24 protein-coding genes and 1 pseudogene are annotated in these 23,076 nt (G+C 58.6%); 18 read left to right on the forward strand and 7 right to left on the reverse strand.

The features are described 5' to 3' along the window. Nucleotides 1–5 precede the first annotated feature (5 nt). Genes ENTCL_RS00095 through ENTCL_RS00105 form a run of 3 tightly spaced genes read left to right on the forward strand, consistent with a single transcriptional unit; the run spans nt 6 to nt 1,826 of the window. Entirely contained in the window at nt 6–353 is a 348-nt protein-coding gene (locus ENTCL_RS00095) for a YidH family protein (protein ID WP_013364080.1), read from the forward strand. Further along, nucleotides 343–705, forward strand: a complete 363-nt coding sequence (locus tag ENTCL_RS00100; protein ID WP_013364081.1) for a DUF202 domain-containing protein — start codon at nt 343–345, stop codon at nt 703–705. The genes ENTCL_RS00095 and ENTCL_RS00100 overlap by 11 nt, the downstream gene beginning before the upstream one ends. A gap of 14 nt (nt 706–719) precedes the next feature. Then, the gene (locus ENTCL_RS00105; RefSeq protein WP_044611857.1) at nt 720–1,826 is read left to right on the forward strand and encodes an anaerobic sulfatase maturase; all 1,107 of its coding nucleotides are present in this window, start codon (nt 720–722) and stop codon (nt 1,824–1,826) included. Here the strand turns inward: ENTCL_RS00105 and dsdA are convergent. After that, nucleotides 1,823–3,127: a D-serine ammonia-lyase gene (gene dsdA, locus ENTCL_RS00110; protein ID WP_013364083.1), complete on the reverse strand. Its 1,305-nt coding sequence runs from the start codon at nt 3,125–3,127 to the stop codon at nt 1,823–1,825. The two genes, ENTCL_RS00105 and dsdA, sit on opposite strands and share 4 nt — an antisense overlap. Nucleotides 3,128–3,144: 17 nt before the next feature. Next, complete coding sequence (gene dsdX / locus ENTCL_RS00115) at nt 3,145–4,482, reverse strand: D-serine transporter DsdX (protein WP_013364084.1); 1,338 nt, start codon at nt 4,480–4,482, stop codon at nt 3,145–3,147. Between the two features lie 227 nt (nt 4,483–4,709). Between dsdX and dsdC the strand changes: the two genes are divergently transcribed. After that, nucleotides 4,710–5,663, forward strand: coding sequence for a DNA-binding transcriptional regulator DsdC (gene dsdC / locus ENTCL_RS00120; protein ID WP_013364085.1), 954 nt, complete (start codon nt 4,710–4,712; stop codon nt 5,661–5,663). Here dsdC and emrD read toward each other — a convergent pair. Beyond that, nucleotides 5,638–6,822 (reverse strand): multidrug efflux MFS transporter EmrD, encoded by a 1,185-nt coding sequence (gene emrD, locus ENTCL_RS00125; protein WP_013364086.1) that lies wholly within the window; start codon nt 6,820–6,822, stop codon nt 5,638–5,640. The two genes, dsdC and emrD, sit on opposite strands and share 26 nt — an antisense overlap. 299 nt (nt 6,823–7,121) lie before the next feature. On the opposite strand from emrD, the gene ENTCL_RS00130 reads away from it, so the two are divergent. The 5 genes from ENTCL_RS00130 to ilvN all read left to right on the forward strand — a co-directional run bounded on the left by ENTCL_RS00130 (nt 7,122) and on the right by ilvN (nt 10,185). Further along, complete coding sequence (locus ENTCL_RS00130) at nt 7,122–7,436, forward strand: type II toxin-antitoxin system HigB family toxin (RefSeq protein ID WP_013364087.1); 315 nt, start codon at nt 7,122–7,124, stop codon at nt 7,434–7,436. Further along, complete coding sequence (locus ENTCL_RS00135; RefSeq protein WP_013364088.1) at nt 7,433–7,852, forward strand: helix-turn-helix domain-containing protein; 420 nt, start codon at nt 7,433–7,435, stop codon at nt 7,850–7,852. Before ENTCL_RS00130 ends, ENTCL_RS00135 begins: the two co-directional genes overlap by 4 nt. Before the next feature lie 147 nt (nt 7,853–7,999). Next, on the forward strand, nt 8,000–8,101 hold the full coding sequence (gene ivbL, locus ENTCL_RS23545; protein WP_125452054.1) for an ilvB operon leader peptide IvbL: 102 nt from the start codon (nt 8,000–8,002) through the stop codon (nt 8,099–8,101). A 104-nt stretch (nt 8,102–8,205) separates the two neighbouring features. Beyond that, a complete protein-coding gene (gene ilvB / locus ENTCL_RS00140; protein ID WP_013364089.1) occupies nt 8,206–9,894 on the forward strand; it encodes an acetolactate synthase large subunit in 1,689 nt (562 codons plus the stop codon). 3 nt (nt 9,895–9,897) lie between these two features. Next, nucleotides 9,898–10,185, forward strand: a complete 288-nt coding sequence (gene ilvN, locus ENTCL_RS00145) for an acetolactate synthase small subunit (protein WP_013364090.1) — start codon at nt 9,898–9,900, stop codon at nt 10,183–10,185. Nucleotide 10,186: 1 nt separating this feature from the next. Here the strand turns inward: ilvN and ENTCL_RS00150 are convergent, their stop codons facing one another. Next, nucleotides 10,187–10,972: a DeoR family transcriptional regulator gene (locus ENTCL_RS00150; protein ID WP_013364091.1), complete on the reverse strand. Its 786-nt coding sequence runs from the start codon at nt 10,970–10,972 to the stop codon at nt 10,187–10,189. Between the two features lie 326 nt (nt 10,973–11,298). Between ENTCL_RS00150 and rbsK the strand changes: the two genes are divergently transcribed. The 8 genes from rbsK (at nt 11,299) to ENTCL_RS00190 (ending at nt 20,162) form a co-directional block, all read left to right on the forward strand. Beyond that, a complete protein-coding gene (rbsK, locus tag ENTCL_RS00155) occupies nt 11,299–12,219 on the forward strand; it encodes a ribokinase (protein WP_013364092.1) in 921 nt (306 codons plus the stop codon). A 27-nt stretch (nt 12,220–12,246) separates the two neighbouring features. Continuing rightward, the gene (gene fucP, locus ENTCL_RS00160) at nt 12,247–13,563 is read left to right on the forward strand and encodes an L-fucose:H+ symporter permease (protein ID WP_013364093.1); all 1,317 of its coding nucleotides are present in this window, start codon (nt 12,247–12,249) and stop codon (nt 13,561–13,563) included. An 11-nt stretch (nt 13,564–13,574) separates the two neighbouring features. Continuing rightward, nucleotides 13,575–14,588, forward strand: coding sequence for an aldose 1-epimerase family protein (locus tag ENTCL_RS00165; protein WP_013364094.1), 1,014 nt, complete (start codon nt 13,575–13,577; stop codon nt 14,586–14,588). A gap of 72 nt (nt 14,589–14,660) precedes the next feature. Then, complete coding sequence (gene uhpA / locus ENTCL_RS00170; RefSeq protein WP_013364095.1) at nt 14,661–15,254, forward strand: response regulator transcription factor UhpA; 594 nt, start codon at nt 14,661–14,663, stop codon at nt 15,252–15,254. Further along, on the forward strand, nt 15,251–16,756 hold the full coding sequence (uhpB, locus tag ENTCL_RS00175; RefSeq protein ID WP_013364096.1) for a signal transduction histidine-protein kinase/phosphatase UhpB: 1,506 nt from the start codon (nt 15,251–15,253) through the stop codon (nt 16,754–16,756). The genes uhpA and uhpB overlap by 4 nt, the downstream gene beginning before the upstream one ends. Beyond that, nucleotides 16,749–18,068, forward strand: coding sequence for an MFS transporter (uhpC, locus tag ENTCL_RS00180; RefSeq protein ID WP_013364097.1), 1,320 nt, complete (start codon nt 16,749–16,751; stop codon nt 18,066–18,068). The genes uhpB and uhpC overlap by 8 nt, the downstream gene beginning before the upstream one ends. A 142-nt stretch (nt 18,069–18,210) precedes the next feature. Then, nucleotides 18,211–19,602 carry a hexose-6-phosphate:phosphate antiporter gene (gene uhpT, locus ENTCL_RS00185; protein ID WP_013364098.1) on the forward strand — a complete coding sequence of 464 codons (1,392 nt, stop codon included), beginning with the start codon at nt 18,211–18,213 and terminating at the stop codon, nt 19,600–19,602. A 107-nt stretch (nt 19,603–19,709) separates the two neighbouring features. After that, complete coding sequence (locus ENTCL_RS00190; protein ID WP_013364099.1) at nt 19,710–20,162, forward strand: DUF1198 domain-containing protein; 453 nt, start codon at nt 19,710–19,712, stop codon at nt 20,160–20,162. A gap of 13 nt (nt 20,163–20,175) precedes the next feature. On the opposite strand, the gene ENTCL_RS00195 is transcribed toward ENTCL_RS00190, so the two are convergent. Together ENTCL_RS00195 and ENTCL_RS00200 are read right to left on the reverse strand one after the other, a co-directional pair. Further along, nucleotides 20,176–20,499, reverse strand: coding sequence for a helix-turn-helix domain-containing protein (locus tag ENTCL_RS00195; protein WP_013364100.1), 324 nt, complete (start codon nt 20,497–20,499; stop codon nt 20,176–20,178). Next, a pseudogene (locus ENTCL_RS00200) lies at nt 20,483–20,841 on the reverse strand (type II toxin-antitoxin system RelE/ParE family toxin). Before ENTCL_RS00200 ends, ENTCL_RS00195 begins: the two are co-directional and overlap by 17 nt. Nucleotides 20,842–21,050: 209 nt before the next feature. Between ENTCL_RS00200 and nepI the strand changes: the two are divergent. Next, a complete protein-coding gene (nepI, locus tag ENTCL_RS00205) occupies nt 21,051–22,232 on the forward strand; it encodes a purine ribonucleoside efflux pump NepI (protein WP_013364101.1) in 1,182 nt (393 codons plus the stop codon). Nucleotides 22,233–22,265: 33 nt separating this feature from the next. Here nepI and phnX read toward each other — a convergent pair whose 3' ends face one another. After that, nucleotides 22,266–23,075 (reverse strand): phosphonoacetaldehyde hydrolase, encoded by an 810-nt coding sequence (phnX, locus tag ENTCL_RS00210; protein ID WP_013364102.1) that lies wholly within the window; start codon nt 23,073–23,075, stop codon nt 22,266–22,268. Nucleotide 23,076 lies beyond the last annotated feature (1 nt).

Below are 23,076 nucleotides of genomic sequence, written 5' to 3' on the forward strand. Positions count from 1 at the left end.
CGCAAATGAACATTTCTCGCCTCGGCGAAGCGCCGGACTACCGCTTTTCGCTGGCCAATGAACGCACGTTTCTCGCGTGGATCCGCACCGCTCTCGGCTTTCTGGCGGCAGGCGTCGGCCTCGATCAGCTGGCGCCTGATTTCGCCACGCCGCTGATTCGCGAAGTGCTGGCGCTACTCCTGTGCCTGTTTGCCGGCGCCCTGGCCGTCTACGGCTATCTGCGCTGGCTGAACAACGAAAAGGCGATGCGTCTGAAGGAGGATCTGCCCTATACCCGCGGCCTGCTGGTGATTAGCGTTACTTTGCTGATCGTGGCGGCGGTGGTGATGGCGCTGGTGCTGTATGGCGGCTAACCGGAAGGCGCGGCGGGAGAGCGACCCCGGCCTTCAGCCTGAACGCACCTCGCTTGCCTGGTTTCGCACGCTGCTGGGCTATGGCGCGCTGATGGCGCTGGCGATAAAACACAGCTGGCACCGGGCGGGGCTGCCGTTCTGGCTATCGCTCGGGGTGCTGGCGGTGGTCGCGCTGATCCTCTGGCGCTACACCCGCCACCGCAACCTGATGGACGTCACGCGCAGCGATTTCGCCCAGCCTCGCGCAGTGCGTGATAAATTTTTGATCTCCCTCGCAGTGCTTTCCCTCGCATTACTGTTTTCTGTAACACATCTCCGGCAACTCATTTTATTTGTACAAGGACTCGCATGACAGGATGTCACGTTATGGCCAAACCGGCAGGTTCACGCTGTAACCTCCGCTGCCGCTACTGTTTTTATCTCGATAAACCGCAATACGCGATGATGGATGACGCCACGCTGACGCTGTTCATTCGCCAGCAGATTGCCGCGCAGCCGGGCGAGGACGTTCAGTTTGCCTGGCAGGGCGGCGAGCCGACGCTGTGCGGCCTCGACTTTTTTCACCGGGTTGTCGAACTGCAGCAGCAGTACGGCCATGGCAAGCGTATTCATAACGCGCTGCAGACTAACGGTATTTTGCTTAACGACGCGTGGTGCCGTTTTCTCAAAGAGCATGACTGGCTGGTGGGTATCTCCCTCGATGGCCCACCCGAGCTGCACGACCGTTATCGCCAGAGCCGTAGCGGCAGGCCGACACACCATCAGGTGATGGCGGCAATCGAGCGGCTTCGCCGCCACGGCGTGGCGTTCAACCTGCTGACGGTCATCAACCGCCACAATAGCCAGCAGCCTCAGCGCCTGTACCGCTATTTGCGCCAGCTCGGCACGCCGTTTATTCAGTTTATTCCGCTGCTTGAGCTGGATGCGGAACAGCAGCCCGATGCGCTATCGGTTACGGCTAAAGGGTGGGGGGATTTTCTGCGGGCGGTGTTTACGGTTTGGGTAAGGGAGGACGTCGGCCGCGTTTACGTACAGCTTTTTGACTCTACGCTCGGCGTGTGGAGTGGCTATCCCGCGCAGATGTGTTCCCTTGGCGAAACCTGTGGCCATGCGTTTGCGCTGGAGGCCAATGGCGATGTTTACCAGTGTGATCACTACGTAACGCCTGAACACCGGTTGGGCAATCTGCATCAGACGACGCTAACCGATCTAAACTGCAGCCCTGATGCTATCACCTTTGGCGAGATGAAAAAAAGCACGCTTCCAGAAGTGTGCCAGCGCTGTCCGGCGCTCAGGCTGTGTAACGGCGATTGCCCTAAACACCGGCTGGCGAACGGGCGCAGCGCGCTCTGTGAAGGCTATCAGGATTTTTTCACCTGGAGCGCGCCCTATATGCGCGTTATGCGTGATCTTTTGGCGCAGCATCGCTCACCGGTGGAGCTGATGGTGATGCTGCGCCAACAGCCGATTTAGCGGCCGCGGGACAGATAGCGCGCCATCTCGTCTTCCGGCACCATACCGCCGCCGGTGGCCCAGACCAGGTGCGTCGCCTGCGGCGCATGCGCGCCCGCCAGCCCTGTGCCTGCCCGCTGCGGGCCCGCCATACCCGCCAGCGCCGAAGGCTCAAGGCGAATGCCCTCTTCTTGCGCCAGCCAGCCGAGCATGTCGTACATCGTCTGATCGTCCAGGGTGTAGAAGCCGTCGAGCAGTTTCTCCATCGCCCGGCCGACAAACCCGGAGGCGCGTCCCACCGCCAGACCATCGGCCGCCGTCTGGTTATCAATGCCTAAATCCTGAACCGCGATACCGTCATGCAGCCCGGTATAGACGCCCAGCAGCATGCACGGCGAGTGCGTCGGCTCGGCAAACAGGCAATGCACGTCATCGCCAAACGCCAGCTTCAGGCCGAAGGCCACGCCGCCAGGTCCGCCGCCGACGCCGCAGGGCAGGTAGACAAACAGCGGGTGCTCGCTATCAACAACGCGCCCCTGCTGCGCAAACTGCGCCTTCAGGCGCTGCCCGGCCACCGCATAGCCGAGGAACAGCGTGCGGGAGTTTTCGTCGTCGATAAAGAAGCAGTTCGGGTCGGACTCCGCCGCTTTGCGCCCCTGCTCAACCGCGACGCCGTAATCCTGCTCGTATTCCACCACCGTGACGCCGTGGCTGCGCAGTTTGGCTTTTTTCCATTCGCGGGCGTCAGCCGACATATGCACCGTCACCTTAAAGCCGATACGGGCGCTCATAATGCCGATGGACATCCCCAGGTTGCCTGTCGAGCCTACTGCGATGCTGTACTGGTTGAAGAAGTCTTTGAAGCGCGGCTCCAGCAGGATGCTGTAGTCGTCCTCAACGTTGAGCAGGCCTGCTTCCAGCGCCAGCTTTTCGGCGTGCGCCAGCACTTCATAAATCCCGCCGCGCGCTTTGATGGAGCCGGAGATCGGCAGATGGCTGTCTTTTTTCAGCAGCAGCGTGCCGGGAAGCGGGGCGCCATACTCTTTTTCCAGCCTGCGCTGCATGGCCGGAATGGCCACCAGCTCAGATTCGATAATACCGTTTGTCGCCGCGGTTTCGGGAAACGCCTGCGCCAGGTAAGGCGCAAAACGTTCCAGCCTGGCATGCGCGTCCTGGACGTCCGCTTCGGTTAACCCCACGGCGGGCAGCCCTTCGACAAGCGTCGTGGCGCGGGGGTTAATCCAGGTGGTCTCCTTCAGGGCGACCAGATCCTCCACCAGAGGATAGTTAGCCAGTAAGGTAGTCATTTCAGCGTTGTTCATAATACGTCTCTTTGCGCTCAGATGATGAAAGAAAGCAGGAATGTTGCGGCCAGCGCCAGTATCGAGGCAATAAAGGTTGCCGTCGTATAGTACTTGAAGGTCTCATTGAGGGTTGCCCCGCAATATTGCTTCACCAGCCAGAACAGGGAATCCGTTACGATGGTGCAGCCAATGGCGCCAGAGCCGATGGCGATGGTAATGATCTCCGGGCTGACGTTCGGATACAGCGGCAGCATCGGCGCGACAATAGCCGTGGCGCCCATCATGGCGACCGTCGCGGAGCCTACCGCGGCGTGCAGGATAAGCGCCACCAGCCAGGCGAGCAAAATCGGGTGCATATGCATACCGGACAAAATCACCGCCAGCGTATCCGCCAGGCCGCTGCCCTTGAGAATGGCGTTGAACGCGCCGCCTGCGCCGATGATCAGCAGGATATTGGCGATAGCGCCAAAGCCGTTCTCGGTATGCTTGAGCAGGATGCTCATGCCCATTTTCTGCCGCAGCCCCAGAATGTAGTAGGCCACGAAGACGGCGATAAACATTGCGGTTATCGGGTTACCGATAAACTGCAGCAGCATATACAGCGAGCCGCCTTTCGCCATGTTCAGCTCGGCGATGGTTTTCACCAGCATCAGGCCGATCGGCAGCAGGACGGTAAACAGCGTTGCGCCCAGCGACGGCAGCGAGGACTCCTCGCGCACTTCAAGGTTAGCAAACTCCGCAGGGACCGTTTTAAACGGCAGACGGTTGCCGAGCAGCTTCAGATACAGCGGCCCGCCGACCAGCGACGCCATCAGGCCGACCAGCAGACCGTAGACGATAACGGTGCCAATGTCCGCGCCGAGCTTGTTGGTGACATACAGCGCCGCCGGGTGCGGCGGCACGACGCAGTGAACGGCCATCAGCGCGGTGCACAGCGGAATAGCCAGCTTCAGCAGCGAGGTATGGGTCTTTTTGGCGATAGAAAACGCCAGCGGGATCAGCAGCACCACGCCCACTTCGACGAACAGCGTGATGCCGCAGATAAGCCCCACCAGCACCATAATGACGTCTGCCGACAGCCAGCGGCAGCGCTGTAGCGTCAGGCCGATGCGCTCCGCCGCGCCGGACACTTCCATCATTTTACCGAGAATCGTTCCCAGGCCGATCACCGCCGCGAGGAAGCCCAGCGTGCCGCCGATCCCCTCCTCGATGGCGTTGACCATCGCAATCGGGCTCATGCCCATCATTGCGCCAACGAAGAAGCTCGCCAGCAGCAGCGCCAGAAACGGGTGTAATTTAAATTTTACAATGGTCAATACAATCAACACGATGCTGATAAGCAGAGTGCTCACAACCCAAATTTGCGATTCCATATCCCACCTTGCCTGTGTGTAGTCTGCCCCTATTGGACAGAAAAACGACGTCAGCTGACAAACGATGAAATTCGTCACTCAGGTGAATTAAGTTGAATCAAAATGGTGATGCGGCTCTAAAATCGCGGTGTATTTTTGCTTTGCCTCAATATTTTTCATCTTTTTGCTGCGTATTTGGCCTGCCTTTTTTACAATCACCGCAGAAAAAAACCGCTGGGGAGAGCGTTATGGATGTGGCCACTGATGTCAGAAACCGCCTGCTGAACGGCTGGCAGCTGTCGAAACTCTATACCTTCGAGGTGGCTGCGCGGCACGAGTCTTTTGCGCTGGCGGCGGATGAGCTGTCGCTGACGCCAGGCGCCATCAGCCACCGCATCAATCAGCTGGAAGATGAGCTGGGCATACAGCTCTTTGTGCGTTCCCACCGTAAGGTGGAGCTGACGCGAGAGGGAAAGCGGGTGTTCTGGGCGGTGAAGGCGTCGCTGGATGCGCTGAACCAGGAGGTGCTGGATATCAAAAATCAGGAGCTGTCCGGCACGCTGACGGTTTACTGTCGCCCGTCCATCGCGCAGTGCTGGCTGGTGCCCGCGCTGGGGGATTTTACCCGCCGTTATCCGGCGATATCGCTGACCATGCTGACCGGGAACGATGACGTCAATTTACAGCGCAGCGGCATCGATCTGGCGCTCTACTTTGACGATACCCCTTCGTCGCATCTGAACCACCATTTTCTGATGGATGAGGCCATCCTGCCGGTTTGCAGCCCGCAGTATGCCCGTACCTACGAGCTGCTGCGCCACCCGGATAATCTCCGCCACTGCACACTGCTGCACGACCGGCAGGCCTGGAGCCACGACTCGGGTACCGACGAGTGGAGCAGCTGGGCCCAGCATGCGGGAATAGCGCTGCCGCAATCGGCAGGCATCGGTTTCGATCGTTCGGATTTAGCGGTGATTGCGGCGATTAACCACGTCGGCGTGGCGATGGGACGCCAGCGGCTGGTACAAAAACGCCTCGACAGCGGAGAGCTGGTGGCGCCCTTCGGCGAGCTGACGCTCAAGTGCCACCAGTATTACTACATTTCGACCCTGCCGGGGCGGCAGTGGCCGAAGATAGACGCTTTTATCAGCTGGCTTCAGGGGCTGGCGAACCCGACTAAATCGTCTGCTGCTTCTGGCTAAAGCGCGACGCCAGCGGCAGCCAGCACAGCAGGATCAGCAGCCCCATCAGGGTCATCAGCAGGCCTAAGCTGGCCTGTCCGGTCTGCGGCAGCATCGCGGAGAGCCAGGCGAGCACGCCGGAGCCGATGTTCTGCAGGCCGCCCACCAGCGCCCCGGCGGTGCCGGCGAGGAACGGGAACGGCTCCATTGCGCCGCTGGTCGCCAGCGGAAACAGCATCCCGGCGCCGAAGAAGAACAGCGCGGCCGGGATCAGCAGCGTCCAGACGGTCATCACGCCGAGCAGTCCGGGGATCCACATCATCAACCCGGCCGCTACGCAGCTGACGACCGACTGCCACATCAGGGTCGGGAAGGCTTTGTTCGGTCGTCCGGCGACCCATGCGCCTAAAAACGCCGCCGGGATCGGCAGAATAAACAGGATACTGACCGTCATACTGTTAAGGCCGAGCACCGCGCCCATCAGCACTCCGGAGCAGGCTTCAAACACCGCAATCCCCGCCAGGCCGCCAACCAGCATCAGCAGATAGCAGTTGAACGCGCCGGTGCCGAACAGCGTTTTGTAGCTGGTGATTAGCCGCGTGCGCGGCGCCTCGCTGGGGCGGGTTTCCGGCATCCAGCGCGCCATGCTGAAGGTGACTATCGCACACAGCACCAGCAGGAAGGCGTAGCAGGCGCGCCAGCTCCACAGCGTATCCAGCATGCCGCCGATTAGCGGCGCCAGCAGCGGGCTGACCAGAATCCCCATATTAAGCAGGCTGTTGGCGTGGCGCAGCTGCGTCCCCTGATAGAGATCGCGCGGCAGCGTCCGCGCCATCACGCCGCCGACGCCGGTGCCCATCCCCTGCATGGCGCTGGCGGCAATCAGCACCGTCAGGCTGTGGGTGGTAATGGCGATAAGCGTCGCCAGCATAAAAATCGTCATGCCGGCCAGAATCACCGGGCGACGGCCGATGCGGTCCGACAGCGGGCCGTAAAACAGCTGTGAGACGCCGTAGGTCAGCAGGTAGGCCGCCATGACGCTCTGCACCGCGCCTTCACGCACGTTCAGCTCCTGCGCCATATCGGCAATTGCCGGAATATAAATGGTTTGCGCCATCTGACCGACGGCCACCAGCAATACCAGCATCAACAACAAATTGATGTTCTTATGCCTTTTCATGTCGATGAATAATTTGTGAGCAGTTTAAATTGAAGAATATGTGACTGGCACATGCCGTAAACGCGAGTGGAATCTACCACAGTAAAATGACAGAACAACTCTCAGGCAGTGATTCATTGAGTTAATTTGTAAACAAATCTCGGCAACAATTGTTGCCAGTTTTAATCGATAAACTTCGCGACGACGAACGTGTAATCAGAGGGGACGCCGCCACGCTCTTAATTCAGCGCTATCTGTTGACTAATTGGCAATACCTGTTATCGTTGCCATATTGGCAACGGATGCGGCAGGCATGCAATATGCATTTAATCTCAATGAAGGCTATTTTGGATGCGGTAAATACGTTTCCGCACCACAAGGAAGAGCTACTCCTTCTGGGGAGAGTGATCGAAAAGGGAAATTGCCCGACGCCTGCTGCACTGAAAAAGCTCTATCCAACGCTGGATAACTTCAAGTATCTGGATAAACATTATATTATTGATATTGCAAATAATAATCTTAGGGTGGTGGCTCTCATCTTCTTTGAAAGCCAAAAGTTTTATGTGCGCCATGTTTTTACTCATAAGGAATATGACCGTTTTACGGATAAACATCGCGCTAAGGGGAAGAAATGATGATCGTCGCTGATGCAATTAAAGCTACCCAGGCTCTTGTTGCGGCTGTTCCCTTACTGGGCGAACATCCGAACGACAAAGATTATGAGGAAGCCCTTGAGCTGGTTGAGTATTTGCTCATGAACGAGCCACGCAGCGCTTTGCTGGATATCGTATGTGCCAAAATCAGCCGCTATGAAGCGAATCAACCCGAAATAGTGGCCTTAAGGCAGGAGATGGAGTCTGTTCCTGTCGGTATTGCGGTTTTAAGAACCCTTATGGATCAGCACAAACTGACTATTTCTGATTTTCAGGATGAAATTGGCAGTAAATCAATGGTTTCCAGGGTGCTTAATGGTCAGCGTCAGCTTACCTTAAATCATATTAAAAAGCTGGCGATCCGTTTTGGCGTGTCGCCTGCGCTTTTCATAGAATGACATAAAAGTGGATCGGCCATTTTCATCACTCAACAAAAAGAATGTGATCGGTAACGCATTTTTGTGCGAGTGCGTATAAAGCAGTTGCCGCCGGTACAAAAGCTGTGTTTGTATAAATTCAGTCAATAAATCAACCAATGGTCCCTAATGAACACCATCCTGAACGCCACGAACCTACTAGCTACCGCGCAACCCGCCGCGGTGGTCGTCGTCGTGCGTGTGGTGGTGGTCGTCGGCAATGCGCCGTAGGGTCCGGAACAACACACGATTCCAAAACCCCGCCGGCGCAAACCGGGCGGGGTTTTTCGTTTAAAGCGCCTCCCGGAAAGTCGGCTCAGAAGAAGGACTGGAGCATGGCAAGTTCGGGCACAACATCCGCAAAGACGCGTTTTACCGGCGCGCAGTTAATCGTTCACTTACTGGAGCGCCAGGGGATCACCACCGTGACCGGTATTCCCGGCGGCACCGTGCTGCCGCTCTACGATGCGCTGAGCCAAAGCAAACATATTCGCCACGTGCTGGCCCGTCATGAGCAGGGCGCCGGTTTTATCGCCCAGGGGATGGCGCGTACGCAGGGCAAACCGGCGGTTTGCATGGCCTGCAGCGGCCCCGGCGCCACCAACCTGGTGACCGCCATCGCCGACGCGAGGCTCGACTCCATCCCGCTGGTGTGCATCACCGGCCAGGTCCCCGCCTCGATGATCGGCACCGATGCGTTTCAGGAAGTGGACACCTACGGCATCTCTATCCCCATCACCAAACACAATTACTTAGTGCGCGATATCGCCGAGCTGCCGCAGGTGATTAGCGATGCGTTTCGCATTGCGCAGTCCGGCCGCCCGGGCCCGGTGTGGATAGACATTCCTAAGGATGTCCAGACCGCAGAAATCGATATCGACGTGCTGCCGGAGCCTGGCGCCCGCGCGCCCGCGCCCGAGTTCAGCGCCGATAGCGTGCGTGACGCGGCGGCGATGATCAACGCCGCCAGGCGTCCGGTGCTCTATCTGGGCGGCGGGGCGATTAACGCCGCAGAGGCGATACGCACGTTTGCGGAGAAAGCCAGCCTGCCTACCACTATGACCCTGATGGCGCTGGGCATGCTGCCGAAAGCGCACCCGCTGTCCCTGGGCATGCTGGGAATGCACGGCGCGCGCAGCACCAACTACATTCTGCAAGAGGCTGATTTACTGATTGTTCTTGGCGCGCGTTTTGATGACCGGGCGATTGGCAAAACCGAGCAGTTCTGCCCGAACGCCAGCATCATTCACGTGGATATCGACCGCGCGGAGCTCGGTAAAATTAAGCAGCCGCACGTGGCGATTCAGGGCGATGTCGCCGAGGTGCTGGCGCAGCTGATCCCGCAAACGGAGGCGGTCGATCGCGCCGACTGGCGTCAGCTGGTGGCCGACCTGCAAAAAGAGTTTCCGGGCGCTATCCCGACCGAAGGCGACCCGCTCAGCCACTACGGGCTGATTAACGCGGTGGCGGCCTGCGTGGACGACAGCGCGATTATCACGACGGACGTCGGCCAGCATCAGATGTGGACCGCGCAGGCCTATCCGCTGAACCGTCCGCGCCAGTGGCTGACCTCCGGCGGCCTCGGCACCATGGGTTTTGGTCTGCCCGCCGCTATCGGCGCGGCGCTGGCCAATCCGGATCGCAAAATCATCTGCTTCTCCGGCGACGGCAGCCTGATGATGAACATTCAGGAAATGGCGACGGCGGCCGAAAACCAGTTAGACGTAAAAATCATCCTGATGAACAACGAAGCGCTGGGGCTGGTACACCAGCAGCAGAGCCTGTTCTACAAGCAGGGCGTGTTTGCCGCGACCTATCCTGGGACCATCAACTTTATGCAGATTGCCGCCGGTTTTGGCCTGCATACCTGCGACCTGAACGCCGAAGAGGATGCTCATGCCGCGCTGCAGGCGGCGATCGCCCGCCCGGGCCCGGCGCTGATCCACGTGCGCATCGACCCAGAACAAAAAGTGTACCCGATGGTGCCGCCGGGTGCGGCCAATACTGAGATGGTTGGGGAATAAGCCATGCAAAAACAACATGATAACGTCATTCTGGAACTCACCGTCCGCAACCACCCCGGCGTGATGACCCACGTCTGTGGGCTCTTCGCCCGTCGTGCCTTTAACGTGGAGGGCATTCTCTGTTTGCCGATTCAGGGCAGCGACCAAAGCCGTATCTGGCTACTGGTGAACGACGATCAGCGCCTGGAGCAGATGATGGCGCAGATAGACAAACTGGAAGATGTCACCCGGGTGGCGCGCAACCAGTCCGACCCGACGATGTTTAACAAAATCGCGGTGTTTTTTGAGTAGGTTAATCGCCCTCTGATTCCGGGGTGATCACTTTGACGGAACCGTTCCGGCAGTGGGCGGCATAATCTGCCGGTAACGGACGATCGCTTATCAGGACATCAAAGGTCGAGAGCGGGCCGATGCTGGCGGGGGCGACCTCATCAAACAGGGCATGGCGCGTCAGCAAAATTTTTCGTAATCCGCGCTCCATGGCTTTGCGTTTGGTGGCCAGGTCATCGGGATTAAACCAGCTGACGCCGAAATGCTCATGCACGCCGCTGGCGGAGATAAACACTTTCCGTGGGTTGAGCGAGTCAAGCGCCGTAGGGTTATTGGCATCGTAAAAGGCATCGCTTTTCGCCCGGTAGGTTCCGCCGCAGAGGATAGCCGTGGCGTTAGGCTTTTCATTGAGCGCCATAAACACGCGGTGCGAGTAGCAAATGCCGGTAAAGGTAATATCATCCGGGATCATGCTGATAACCAACGGCATTTCCGCGCCATTATCAAAAAAGACCAGGTCGTTTTCACTTACCAGCCCGGCGGCCAGGATAGCAACGGGTAAATCGTCGCGATGATGGGTCCGTTTGACCGGCTGCGGCGCCTGAGCTGACGCGGCGGGTTTATTCACCATCACAATATAGCCGCCGAGCAGCGTCAGCGGTAATGGTTCGTCGTCCTGGCTCAGGTCCCGGCGAATGGTCATCACGGAAACCTCCAGCATCCGCGCCGCGTCTTTCAGATGGATTCGGTCGGTTTTCTTCAGCAGCTCCATCAGGCGTCGAATACGTTCTTTTTGCTTGGTTTCCATGCGCTTTCTCCGTGGATCATCGGGTGAATGTTCCTTGAGTAACATTTTTGTGTCTGCTGGAACATCACTTTGCTTCATTACTATACGTCTGACTACGGGGAAATAAAAGCGTGTTTTTTCACGTCTTTTTGACTGTAATCTTTTTGGTTTCAGTGAATTGTGAATTTGTTAGTGGTTTGTGGTGTGCCGGTAACGCAGTATTTTGCGTAATAAATAAACAATAAAAGGTTCTTACAATCGCGATCCTAGTCACAAATGATACAAAAGTAACATGATAATGTTATTTTAATATCATTGTTGTGAGATTGTTTTAGAGAGGTAGTAAAATGGATATCGCGGTTATCGGCTCCAATATGGTGGATCTCATCACTTACACCAACCAGATGCCCAAAGAAGGGGAGACCCTGGAAGCGCCGGCGTTCAAAATCGGCTGTGGCGGTAAAGGGGCGAACCAGGCGGTTGCGGCCGCTAAGCTTAATTCCAAAGTGCTGATGCTGACCAAAGTCGGCGACGATATTTTTGCGGATAACACCATCCGCAACCTCGAGTCATGGGGGATTAACACCACCTATGTGGAAAAAGTCCCCTGCACCAGCAGCGGCGTGGCGCCAATTTTCGTCAATGCCAACTCCAGTAACAGCATTCTGATCATTAAAGGCGCGAACAAGTTTCTCTCTCCGGAGGATATCGATCGCGCGGCGGAAGATTTGAAAAAATGTCAGCTGATCGTTCTGCAACTGGAAGTGCAGCTGGAGACGGTTTACCACGCCATTGAATTTGGTAAAAAGCATGGCATTGAGGTGTTATTAAATCCGGCGCCAGCATTACGGGAATTAGATATGTCATATGCCTGTAAATGCGACTTCTTTGTACCCAATGAAACCGAGCTGGAAATATTAACCGGCATGCCGGTGGATACTTACGATCGTATTCGCGCTGCCGCTCGTACCCTTGTGGATAAAGGGCTGAATAATATTATCGTCACCATGGGCGAAAAGGGCGCACTGTGGATGACGCGAGACCAGGAAGTACATGTCCCGGCGTTTAACGTAAACGCTGTTGATACCAGCGGCGCAGGCGATGCCTTCATCGGCTGCTTCGCCCACTATTACGTCCAGAGCGGCGATGTGGAAACAGCCATGAAAAAAGCCGTCCTTTTCGCCGCTTTCAGCGTTACCGGAAAAGGCACCCAATCTTCTTATCCGAGCATTGAACAATTTAATGAGTTTCTTACCTTAAACGAATAACACTCCTGCACTGTAAAAGGTAGCACTATGAACGATAAAAACATCATTCAGATGCCCGATGGGTATCTGAATAAGACCCCTCTGTTCCAGTTTATTTTGTTATCCTGTTTATTCCCGCTATGGGGATGCGCAGCCGCATTAAATGATATTCTGATTACGCAATTTAAAAGCGTGTTCTCACTCAGTAACTTTGCTTCGGCATTAGTGCAGAGCGCGTTTTATGGCGGTTATTTTTTAATTGCGATTCCGGCCTCTCTGGTCATTAAGAAGACCAGCTATAAAGTAGCGATATTAACCGGCCTGACGCTGTATATCGTTGGCTGTACGCTCTTTTTCCCGGCATCGCACATGGCAACCTACACCATGTTCCTCGCGGCGATTTTCGCGATTGCAATTGGCCTGAGCTTCCTGGAAACGGCGGCAAATACTTATAGCTCTATGATTGGTCCGAAAGCTTACGCTACGCTGCGTCTGAACATCAGCCAGACCTTTTACCCGATCGGCGCCGCGTCCGGCATTCTGCTGGGTAAATATCTGGTCTTTTCCGAAGGCGAGAGCCTGCAAAAGCAGATGGCGGGGATGAACGCTGAGCAGATTCATAACTTTAAGCTGCTGATGCTGGAAAATACCCTTGAGCCATACAGGTACATGATCATGGTTCTGGTGGTGGTGATGGCGCTGTTTCTGCTCACCCGTTTTCCGACCTGCAAAGTGGCGCAAACTGCGCACCATAAGCGTCCGTCAGCAATAGACACGCTGCGCTATCTGGCCGGCAACGCGCGCTTTCGTCGCGGAATCGTGGCGCAGTTTCTTTATGTGGGTATGCAGGTGGCGGTGTGGTCATTCACCATCCGTCTGGCGCTGGAGCTGGGAAATATCAACGAGCGCGATGCCTCTAACTTCATGATCTACAGCTTTGCCTGCTTCTTTATCGGCAAATTTATCGCCAACATCCTGATGACGCGCTTCAACCCGGAAAAAGTACTGATCCTCTACGCCATCATTGGGGCGCTGTTCCTTGCCTATGTTGCGCTGGCGCCGAGCTTTAGCGCTGTGTACGTCGCGGTGCTGGTGAGCGTGCTGTTTGGCCCCTGCTGGGCGACTATCTATGCCGGTACGCTGGATACGGTGGATAATGAGCATACCGAAATGGCTGGGGCGGTGATTGTCATGGCGATTGTCGGCGCGGCGGTGGTTCCGGCGATTCAGGGCTACGTGGCGGATATGTTCCACTCGCTGCAGGTGTCGTTCCTCGTCTCCATGCTGTGCTTCGTTTACGTCGGCATCTACTTCTGGCGCGAAAGTAAAGCGCGCGATGGCCTGACTGAAGCGACGGCTTCCTGAGGAGAACAATCATGACGACACGTATTACCTTGTGGCGCGAACTCTTTGCTGAGCACCCGCGCACCCTGCTGGAAAACGGTAGCTTCACGGTCACGGCGTTTCGCTACGCCAGCGGCGTTGAGGGGTTAAAGGTTCAGAACCGTCGCGGCTACCTGGTCATCCTGCCCTGGCTGGGGCAGATGATCTGGGATGCGCAGTTCGACGGCCGCGATCTGACCATGCGCAACATGTTTCGCCAGCCGAAACCCGCGACGGAAGTGGTGGCGACGTACGGCTGTTTTGCCTTCCATTCCGGTTTGCTGGCGAATGGCTGCCCGTCGCCGGAAGATGCTCATCCGTTGCACGGCGAAATGGCCTGCGCCGCGATGGACGAAGCCTGGCTGGAGCTGGACGGCGATAGCCTGCGCGTGACCGGGCGCTACGAATATGTGATGGGTTTCGGACATCATTATCAGGCGCAGCCTGCGGTGGTGATGCGTAGCGCGAGCGCGCTGTTTGATATTCAGATGGCGGTCACCAATCTGGCGTCAGTCGCCATGCCGCTGCAGTACATGTGCCACATGAACTACGCGTATGTACCGGAAGCGACCTTTAGCCAGAATATCCCTGATGAGGCGCTGAAGCTGCGCGAATCCGTTCCGGCGCATGTCAAACCCACTGAGCAATGGCTGGCGTTTAATCAGCGGATCCTGCAGGGGGAAGCCTCGCTGGCGACGCTCAATGAGCCGGGATGTTACGATCCGGAGATCGTCTTCTTTGCCGACAGGCTGGACAGATATACGGACAGGCCAGAGTTTCGCATGATCGCGCCGAATGGCACCACGTTCGTCACCCGTTTCGCCAGCTCTGAGCTCAATTATGTGACCCGCTGGATCCTCTATAACGGCGATCAGCAGGTGGCGGCCTTCGCTCTGCCCGCAACCTGTCGACCCGAAGGGTTCCTTGCGGCGCAGCGAAATGGCGCGTTGCTGCAGGTGGAACCGCTGCAAACCCGGGCATTTAGCGTCACCACGGGTATTGCCTGACGGCTCAAGGGTTGAACACCCACGCGCTTACCGTTATGGTAAGCGCGTTTTTTAACCCGCCAGGAACGCGCCATGACCACTATCGCCCTTATCGACGACCACCTTATCGTCCGCTCCGGATTTGCCCAGCTGCTGAGCCTGGAGCCTGATTTTCAGGTGGTGGGCGAGTTCGGTTCCGGCCACGAGGCACTCGCCGGGCTGCCAGGGCGCGGGGTGCAGGTCTGTATCTGCGATATCTCAATGCCGGATCTCTCCGGGCTGGAGCTGTTAAACCAGCTGCCGAAAGGAATGGCGACGATTATGCTGTCGGTCCACGACAGCCCGGCGCTGGTGGAGCAGGCGCTGAACGCCGGAGCGCGCGGATTTCTCTCTAAACGCTGCAGCCCGGATGAGCTGATCGCCGCCGTGCGCGCTGTCGCGACCGGCGGCTGCTACCTGACGCCGGATATCGCCAGCAAGCTGGCGGCAGGGCGCCAGGACCCGCTGACCCGCCGCGAGCGTCAGGTGGCGGAAAAGCTCGCCCAGGGGATGGCGGTGAAAGAAATCGCCGCCGTGCTGGGGCTGTCGCCGAAAACGGTGCACGTTCACCGCGCCAACCTGATGGAAAAACTCGGCGTCAGCAACGACGTCGAGCTGGCGCGCCGCATGTTCGATAACTGGCAATGACGCCCTTCCTTTCCCGGCTGATCGCCGTTGTCGCCAGCTTTTTTATCTTCTCTGCCGCCTGGTTTTGCCTGTGGAGCATCAGCCTGCATCTGGTCGAACGCCCGGAGCTGGCGGTGCTGCTGTTCCCGTTCGGGCTGCGTCTGGGATTAATGCTGCAATGCCCGCGCGGCTACTGGCCGGTGCTGCTGGGGGCGGAATGGCTGCTGCTGGTCTGGCTGGCGCAGGAGGTGGCGCTGGCGCATCTGCCGCTGCTGATGGCCGGCGGCGCGCTCACCCTGCTGCCGGTGGCGCTCACCTCCCGCTATCGCCATCAGCGCGACTGGCGTACGCTGCTGCACCAGGGGGCGGCGCTGATCGCCGCTGCGCTGCTGCAGTCATTGCCGTGGCTGGGGCAGAAGGAGACGCTGAACGCCCTGCTGCTGACGCTCACCGGCGGGCTGACGCTGGCGCCGACCTGTCTGGTTATCTGGCACTACCTCACCAGCACCGTCTGGCAGCCGCTGGGCCCGGCGCTGGTCTCCCAGCCGGTAAACTGGCGCGCCCGGCATCTTATCTGGTATCTGCTGCTGTTTGTGGTGAGCCTGTGGCTACAGCTGGGGCTGCCCGCCGAGCTCTCCCGCTTTACCCCGTTTTGCCTGGCGCTGCCGATTATCGCGCTCGCCTGGCACTACGGCTGGCAGGGGGCGCTGATCGCGACATTGATGAACGCCATCGCGCTGATCGCCAGCCAGACCTGGCACGATCATCCGGTGGATTTACTGCTCTCGCTGCTGGCGCAGAGCCTGACCGGGCTGCTGCTCGGCGCCGGTATTCAGCGTCTGCGCGAGCTGAACCAGTCGCTGCAAACCGAGCTGGCGCGCAACCGCCGTCTGGCGGAGCGCCTGCTGGAAACCGAGGAGAGCGTGCGGCGCGACGTGGCGCGCGAGCTGCACGACGATATCGGCCAGACCATCACCGCCATTCGCACCCAGGCGGGGATTGTGCAGCGCCTGGCGCCGGAAAACCCCGGCGTGAAGCAGAGCGGCGCGCATATCGAACAGCTATCGCTTGGCGTGTATGACGCGGTGCGCCGCCTGCTCGGAAGACTGCGGCCGCGTCAGCTGGACGATCTCTCCCTTGAGCAGGCGGTACGCTCGATGATGCGTGAAATGGAGCTGGAGAGCCGCGGCATCGTCAGCCATCTCGACTGGCGCATCGACGAGGCGCCGCTCGGCGAAGGCCTGCGCGTCACGCTGTTTCGCGTCTGTCAGGAGGGGATTAACAACATTGTGAAGCACGCCGACGCCAGCGCGGTGACGCTGCAGGGCTGGCAGCAGGACGAGCGGCTGATGCTGGTGATCGAAGACGACGGCTGCGGTCTGCCGCCCGGCTCCGGCCAGCAGGGTTTTGGCCTGGCGGGGATGCGCGAACGCGTCACGGCGCTCGGCGGTACGCTGACGATTTCCTGCACGCACGGCACCCGCGTTAACGTCAGTTTACCGCTAAGGACGCATCATGTTTAACATGCCTGCCGGCGTAGCCCCGATTAGCGATAAAACCGAAATCGACGCCCGCTACCGCTACTGGCGCCGCCATATTCTGCTGACTATCTGGCTTGGCTACGCGCTGTTTTACTTTACCCGCAAAAGCTTTAACGCCGCCGCGCCGGAAATCCTCGCCAGCGGGGTGATGACGCGCACCGATATCGGCCTGCTGGCGACGCTGTTTTACATCAGCTACGGCCTGTCGAAGTTTTTCTCCGGTATCGTCAGCGACCGCTCCAACGCCCGCTACTTTATGGGCGTCGGGCTGATGGCGACGGGCGTGGTGAATATCCTGTTTGGTTTCTCCACCTCGCTGTGGGCCTTTGCGCTGCTGTGGGCGCTGAACGCCTTTTTCCAGGGCTGGGGCGCGCCGGTCTGCGCCCGCCTGCTGACGGCCTGGTACTCGCGCAACGAGCGCGGCGGCTGGTGGGCGGTGTGGAACACGGCGCACAACGTCGGCGGGGCGCTGATTCCGATGGTGGTCGGCGCAGCGGCTCTGCACTACGGCTGGCGCGTGGGGATGATGATCGCCGGGGGCTTAGCGATTATCGCCGGGCTGTTTCTCTGCTGGCGTCTGCGCGACCGCCCGCAGACCGTCGGCCTGCCGCCGGTGGGCGACTGGCGCCACGACGAGCTGGAAATCGCCCAGCAGCAGGAAGGGGCAGGGCTGAGCCGCAGGGAGATCCTCACCAAATACGTACTGCTGAACCCCTATATCTGGCTGCTGTCGCTGTGCTACGTGCTGGTTTACGTGGTGCGCGCGGCGATCAACGACTGGGGCAATCTCTACATGTCGGAGACCCTCGGCGTGGATCTGGTGACCGCCAACTCGGCGGTGACGATGTTCGAGCTGGGCGGGTTTATCGGCGCGCTGGTGGCGGGCTGGGGCTCGGATAAGCTGTTTAACGGCAACCGCGGGCCAATGAACCTGATCTTCGCCGCCGGGATTTTGCTCTCCGTCGGCTCCCTGTGGCTGATGCCGTTCGCCAGCTACGTGATGCAGGCGGCGTGCTTTTTCACCACCGGCTTCTTCGTCTTTGGCCCGCAGATGCTGATCGGCATGGCGGCGGCGGAGTGCTCGCACAAAGAGGCGGCGGGCGCGGCGACGGGTTTTGTTGGCCTGTTCGCCTATCTTGGCGCGTCGCTCTCCGGCTGGCCGCTGGCAAGGGTTATCGACATCTGGCACTGGAGCGGTTTCTTTGCGGTGATCGCGACCGCCGCGGGGATTTCTGCGCTGCTGCTGCTGCCGTTTTTGAACGCCCAGTCGCCGCGAGAGGCTAACGAAGCGTGATGCGCCTCACCTTTTCGCCGCGAGTAGCGCAAAACTAAGAAATATTCCCGGTTGCACCTGGACACTGTCTCAGGCGCGTCTCCCGGCTGATTTTTACAATGCCTGCCATTCGCAGGTATAAAAATCAGCTCAGGAGTAAACCATGCTGGCCTTCTTAAACCAGGTGCGCAAACCGACCCTGGATCTGCCGCTCGACGTGCGGCGCAAGATGTGGTTCAAACCGTTCATGCAGTCTTATCTGGTGGTCTTTATCGGCTACCTGACCATGTATCTGATCCGCAAGAACTTTAACATCGCGCAGAACGACATGATCTCCACCTACGGGCTGAGCATGACGCAGCTGGGGATGATTGGCCTGGGCTTTTCCATTACCTACGGCGTGGGCAAAACGCTGGTTTCCTATTATGCGGACGGCAAAAATACCAAGCAGTTCCTGCCGTTTATGCTGATCCTCTCCGCTATCTGTATGCTCGGCTTCAGCGCCAGCATGGGCGCGGGCTCGGTTAGCCTGTTTCTGATGATCGCCTTCTACGCCATGAGCGGCTTCTTCCAGAGCACCGGCGGTTCGTGCAGCTACTCCACCATCACCAAATGGACCCCGCGCCGTAAGCGCGGATCGTACCTCGGCATGTGGAATATCTCCCACAACCTCGGCGGCGCGGGCGCGGCAGGGGTGGCGCTGTTTGGCGCCAACGTCCTGTTCGACGGCCACGTGATCGGCATGTTTATCTTCCCGTCGATTATCGCCCTGATTGTCGGCTTTATCGGCCTGCGCTTTGGCAGCGACTCCCCGGAATCCTATGGCCTCGGTAACGCCGAAGAGCTGTTTGGCGAGGAGGTCAGCGAAGAGGATAAAGAGACCGAAGAAAACGCGATGACCAAATGGCAGATCTTTGTTGAGTACGTGCTGAAAAACAAAGTGATCTGGCTGCTGTGCTTCTCCAACATTTTCCTGTACGTGGTGCGCATCGGTATCGACCAGTGGTCGACGGTGTATGCCTTCCAGGAGCTGAAGCTCTCCAAAGAGGTGGCGATTCAGGGCTTTACCCTGTTTGAAGTGGGCGCGCTGGTCGGCACGCTGCTGTGGGGCTGGCTCTCCGACCTCGCCAACGGCCGTCGCGCGCTGGTGGCCTGCGTGGCGCTGGCGCTGATTATCGCCACGTTGGGCGTCTATCAGCACGCCAGCAACCAGTACGTTTATCTCGCCTCCCTGTTTGCGCTCGGCTTCCTGGTGTTTGGCCCGCAGCTGCTGATAGGCGTGGCGGCAGTGGGCTTCGTGCCGAAAAAAGCGATCGGCGCCGCCGACGGGATTAAGGGCACCTTCGCTTATCTTATCGGCGACAGCTTCGCCAAGCTGGGTCTGGGGATGATCGCCGACGGCACGCCGGTTTTCGGCCTGACCGGCTGGGCGGGCACCTTCGCCGCGCTGGATGCCGCCGCCATCGGCTGTATCGTCCTGATGGCGATGGTCGCCGTGCTGGAAGAGCGCAAAATTCGCCGTGAAAAACGCGTACAGCAGCTGCGAACGGCCTGAGGGTTCTGGTAACCGTTTTGCCCGGTGTGATGCCGGGCTTTTTTATGTCCGCTGTCGACAATACCGCGTTTCCCGATATCATGAGGCACCTGAATTTAGGAGAACGCATGGTCTGGATAATGCTGGCAACGCTTGCCGTGGTTTTTGTTGTCGGATTTCGTATCCTGACGTCCGATTCCCGTCGCGCCATTCGTCGTCTGAGCGAGCGTCTTGGCATCACCGCGATGCCGGTGGAATCAATGATCGACCAGTTTGGGAAAACGGCGGGCAGCGAGTTTATCCGCTATCTTGAGCGCCCTGAAGAGGCGCATCTGCAAAACGCGGCGCAGGTGCTGCTGATCTGGCAGGTGTGCATCGTCGATAGCAGCGAGGAGAACCTGCAGGCCTGGTATCGCCTGCTGCGCAAAGCCCGTCTCGCGACGCCGATTACCGATGCGCAGATTCGCCTGGCGCTGGGTTTTATGCGTGAACTGGAGCCGGAGCGGCAGGAGCTTAACGCCTTCCAGCTGCGCTACAACCAGCTCTTTATGCCGGAAGACGGCGTGTTTTATCTGCACTGATATCGCGACATCGTTACAACAGCACTTTTAAACCGTGTTTTTGAACGACACTAAGCAGTTTCAATGACATTCCGCTGGGACGTTTAGCGCCGCTCTCCCACTTTTGAACCGTCGATACACTGGTATTCAGGTAGTGGGCGAATACCGGCTGGCTAATATTTAAGTCTTCACGTAGCGCTTTGATTTCAATGGGCTGAAGATCTTTCACACTGCTCAGGCAAGCTTTATCAAAGCTGCGCATCGTTTCCTGTGGAATGGCATCAACACTCAATAACCCGGAGGCTGCGCTGTGTATTGCTTCGAAGGCCGGACTTTTGAATTTATTTTTTGCAGTCATAGGAAACCTCCACCAGTTCTTTACTCGCTGTTAAAGCCGTAATTTTATCCATGCTGAGACTGGCATAATGCTTTGCCAGCTCCCGAAACCCGGCTAACTCGCGAGCGTCGATATTGGATATGTTCTGTTTGGCATACAGGAAAGTGTAAAACCAGTGCTCGCCACCTTTTGCCAGGATGATGGCGCGGTCGCGATTCTGATTAAGGCGCTTTTTGTATACACCCCGCCGAGATCGTCTGCTTTTCCCTGCATGACGGCTTCGACAGCCTTGCATAACTCATCATCTCTGATGGCATGCGCCCTCGCTTCCTTGTGAAACCACTTTGTTTTAAAGACTCGCATTGGGTCAGTATCCTGTGATCAAAAGTATAGCACCTGGTCATATATTATGTCTTTCGTGATGGTGTTAAAGGTCATAACTCGGGGGAATTTGATGCTCTGCGATTCACCTCGTAACGTGCGCATGAGGTAGCTGCTAAAATGTTAATCATGTCACGGTTAAAATGTTACACTACGTTACATTTTCGCAAAAACATGATGCAGGTAACGAAATGAGCGAACACATTGCAGAAAAAAAGCGCGCTGACATCGCTGTGCACCCGAACTGGTCGGCCGTTTTTGCGGTGGCGTTTTGTGTCGCCTGCCTGATTACCGTGGAGTTCCTGCCGGTGAGTCTGCTGACGCCGATGGCGCAGGATCTGGGCATCACGGAAGGCGTGGCCGGGCAGTCGGTTACGACCACCGCGTTTGTGGCGATGTTCGCCAGCCTGTTCGTCACCCATGCGATTGGCCGTACCGACCGTCGCTACATCGTTATCCTGTTCTCGGTGCTGCTGACACTCTCCTGCCTGCTGGTGTCGTTCGCCGACAGCTTTGCGCTGCTGCTGATGGGGCGCGCCTGTCTCGGGCTGGCGCTCGGCGGCTTCTGGGCGATGTCGGCCTCGCTGACGATGCGCCTGGTGCCGACCCTTGTCGTGCCGAAAGCGCTGTCGGTGATTTTTGGCGCGGTCTCTATCGCGCTGGTGATTGCCGCCCCCCTCGGCAGCTTTTTGGGCGGCATCATCGGCTGGCGCAACGTGTTTAACGGCGCGGCGCTGATGGGCGTCCTGTGCGTGGTCTGGGTCTGGAAGGCGCTGCCGCCGCTGCCGGGGGAAACCGAGCAGCAGCAGAACATGTTCGGCCTGCTCAAGCGTCCGGGCGTGATGGCGGGGATGACGGCGATTTTCATGGCCTTTGCCGGACAGTTCGCCTTCTTTACCTATATTCGCCCGGTGTTTATGACCCTCGCCGGGTTCGACGTCGACGGCCTGACGCTGGTGCTACTGAGCTTCGGTATCGCCAGCTTTGTCGGCACCTCGGTGTCATCAGCGGTGCTCAAACGCTCGGTCAAGCGGGCGCTGGCCTGCGCGCCGCTGGTGCTGGCGGTGAGCGCGGCGGTGCTGGTGCTGTGGGGCAGCGAGAAAATTGTGGCGGCCACGGTGGCGGTTATCTGGGGCTTTGCCTTCGCGCTGGTGCCGGTGGGCTGGTCGACGTGGATCACCCGGACGCTTGCCGACCAGGCCGAAAAGGCGGGCTCCATTCAGGTGGCGGTTATCCAGCTGGCGAACACCTGCGGCGCGGCGGTCGGCGGGCTGGCGCTTGACCATTTTGGGCTGCTGTCGCCGCTGGTGCTGTCCGGTACGCTGATGCTGCTGACGGCGCTGCTGACGGCGACGAAGGTGAGGATCGCGTAGTCCCGGCGATCGTTACGCCGCCGGGGTTACCGGTTACGGCCTTTCGCCCTGCGCCAGTCGGGCGTTAATCCGGGCAATCACCTCCGGCAGATTCGCCAGAGAATCAATCACATAGTGCGCGCCGGCGGCATACAGCTTCTCAGCCGCATGCTCGCGGCGGGCGGCGACCTCCTGAGGCGACATCGCCTGGTACTCCTCCCAGGTCGCGCCGAATTCGTTGCCGGAGACCGCCAGCCCCACGCTCCACATCCCGGCGCGCAGCCCTTCCTCAATGCCCGGCGCCGCATCGTCGACCTTCACGCAGTGCGCAACCGCATCAATACCGAGCGCAATGACGTTCTGCAGCGCCATCCACGGGCCGGGGCGGCCTCCGGCGGTCAGGTCGTCGGTTGCCACCCAGTAGTCCGGCGCATAGCCCAGCGCGCTGGCGGCGGGTACCAGTTTCTCCATTACCGGACGCGGGTAGCCGGAGCAGGAGCCGATTTTCAGCCCATCGGCGCGAAGTGCGGAAATCGTGTCGACAACACCGGCAATCGGCGCGGCAAAGTCGACGACTTTGGCAATCTGCAGCGGCATAAAGGCCGCGTAGATGGCGTCGATATCCGCAGACGTCATCCCGCGGCCGAATCGGGCCTGCCAGCGGGCGTCCACGGACGGCAGTTTACCCAGCGCTTCGATATGCTGCCATTTGCCAAGCCCCATCGGGACGCGGGCTTCCGCCAGCGTAATCTCAATATCAAAGGCCTGACGGAAGGCCTCAACGAAAATCTGCGTTGGCGCGAAAGAGCCAAAATCAACGGTGGTGCCAGCCCAGTCGAGAATGACGGCGGTGATACGGTTCATC

It is taken from the genome of [Enterobacter] lignolyticus SCF1 (genome assembly GCF_000164865.1).
Classification (GTDB): Bacteria; Pseudomonadota; Gammaproteobacteria; order Enterobacterales; family Enterobacteriaceae; genus Enterobacter_B; species Enterobacter_B lignolyticus.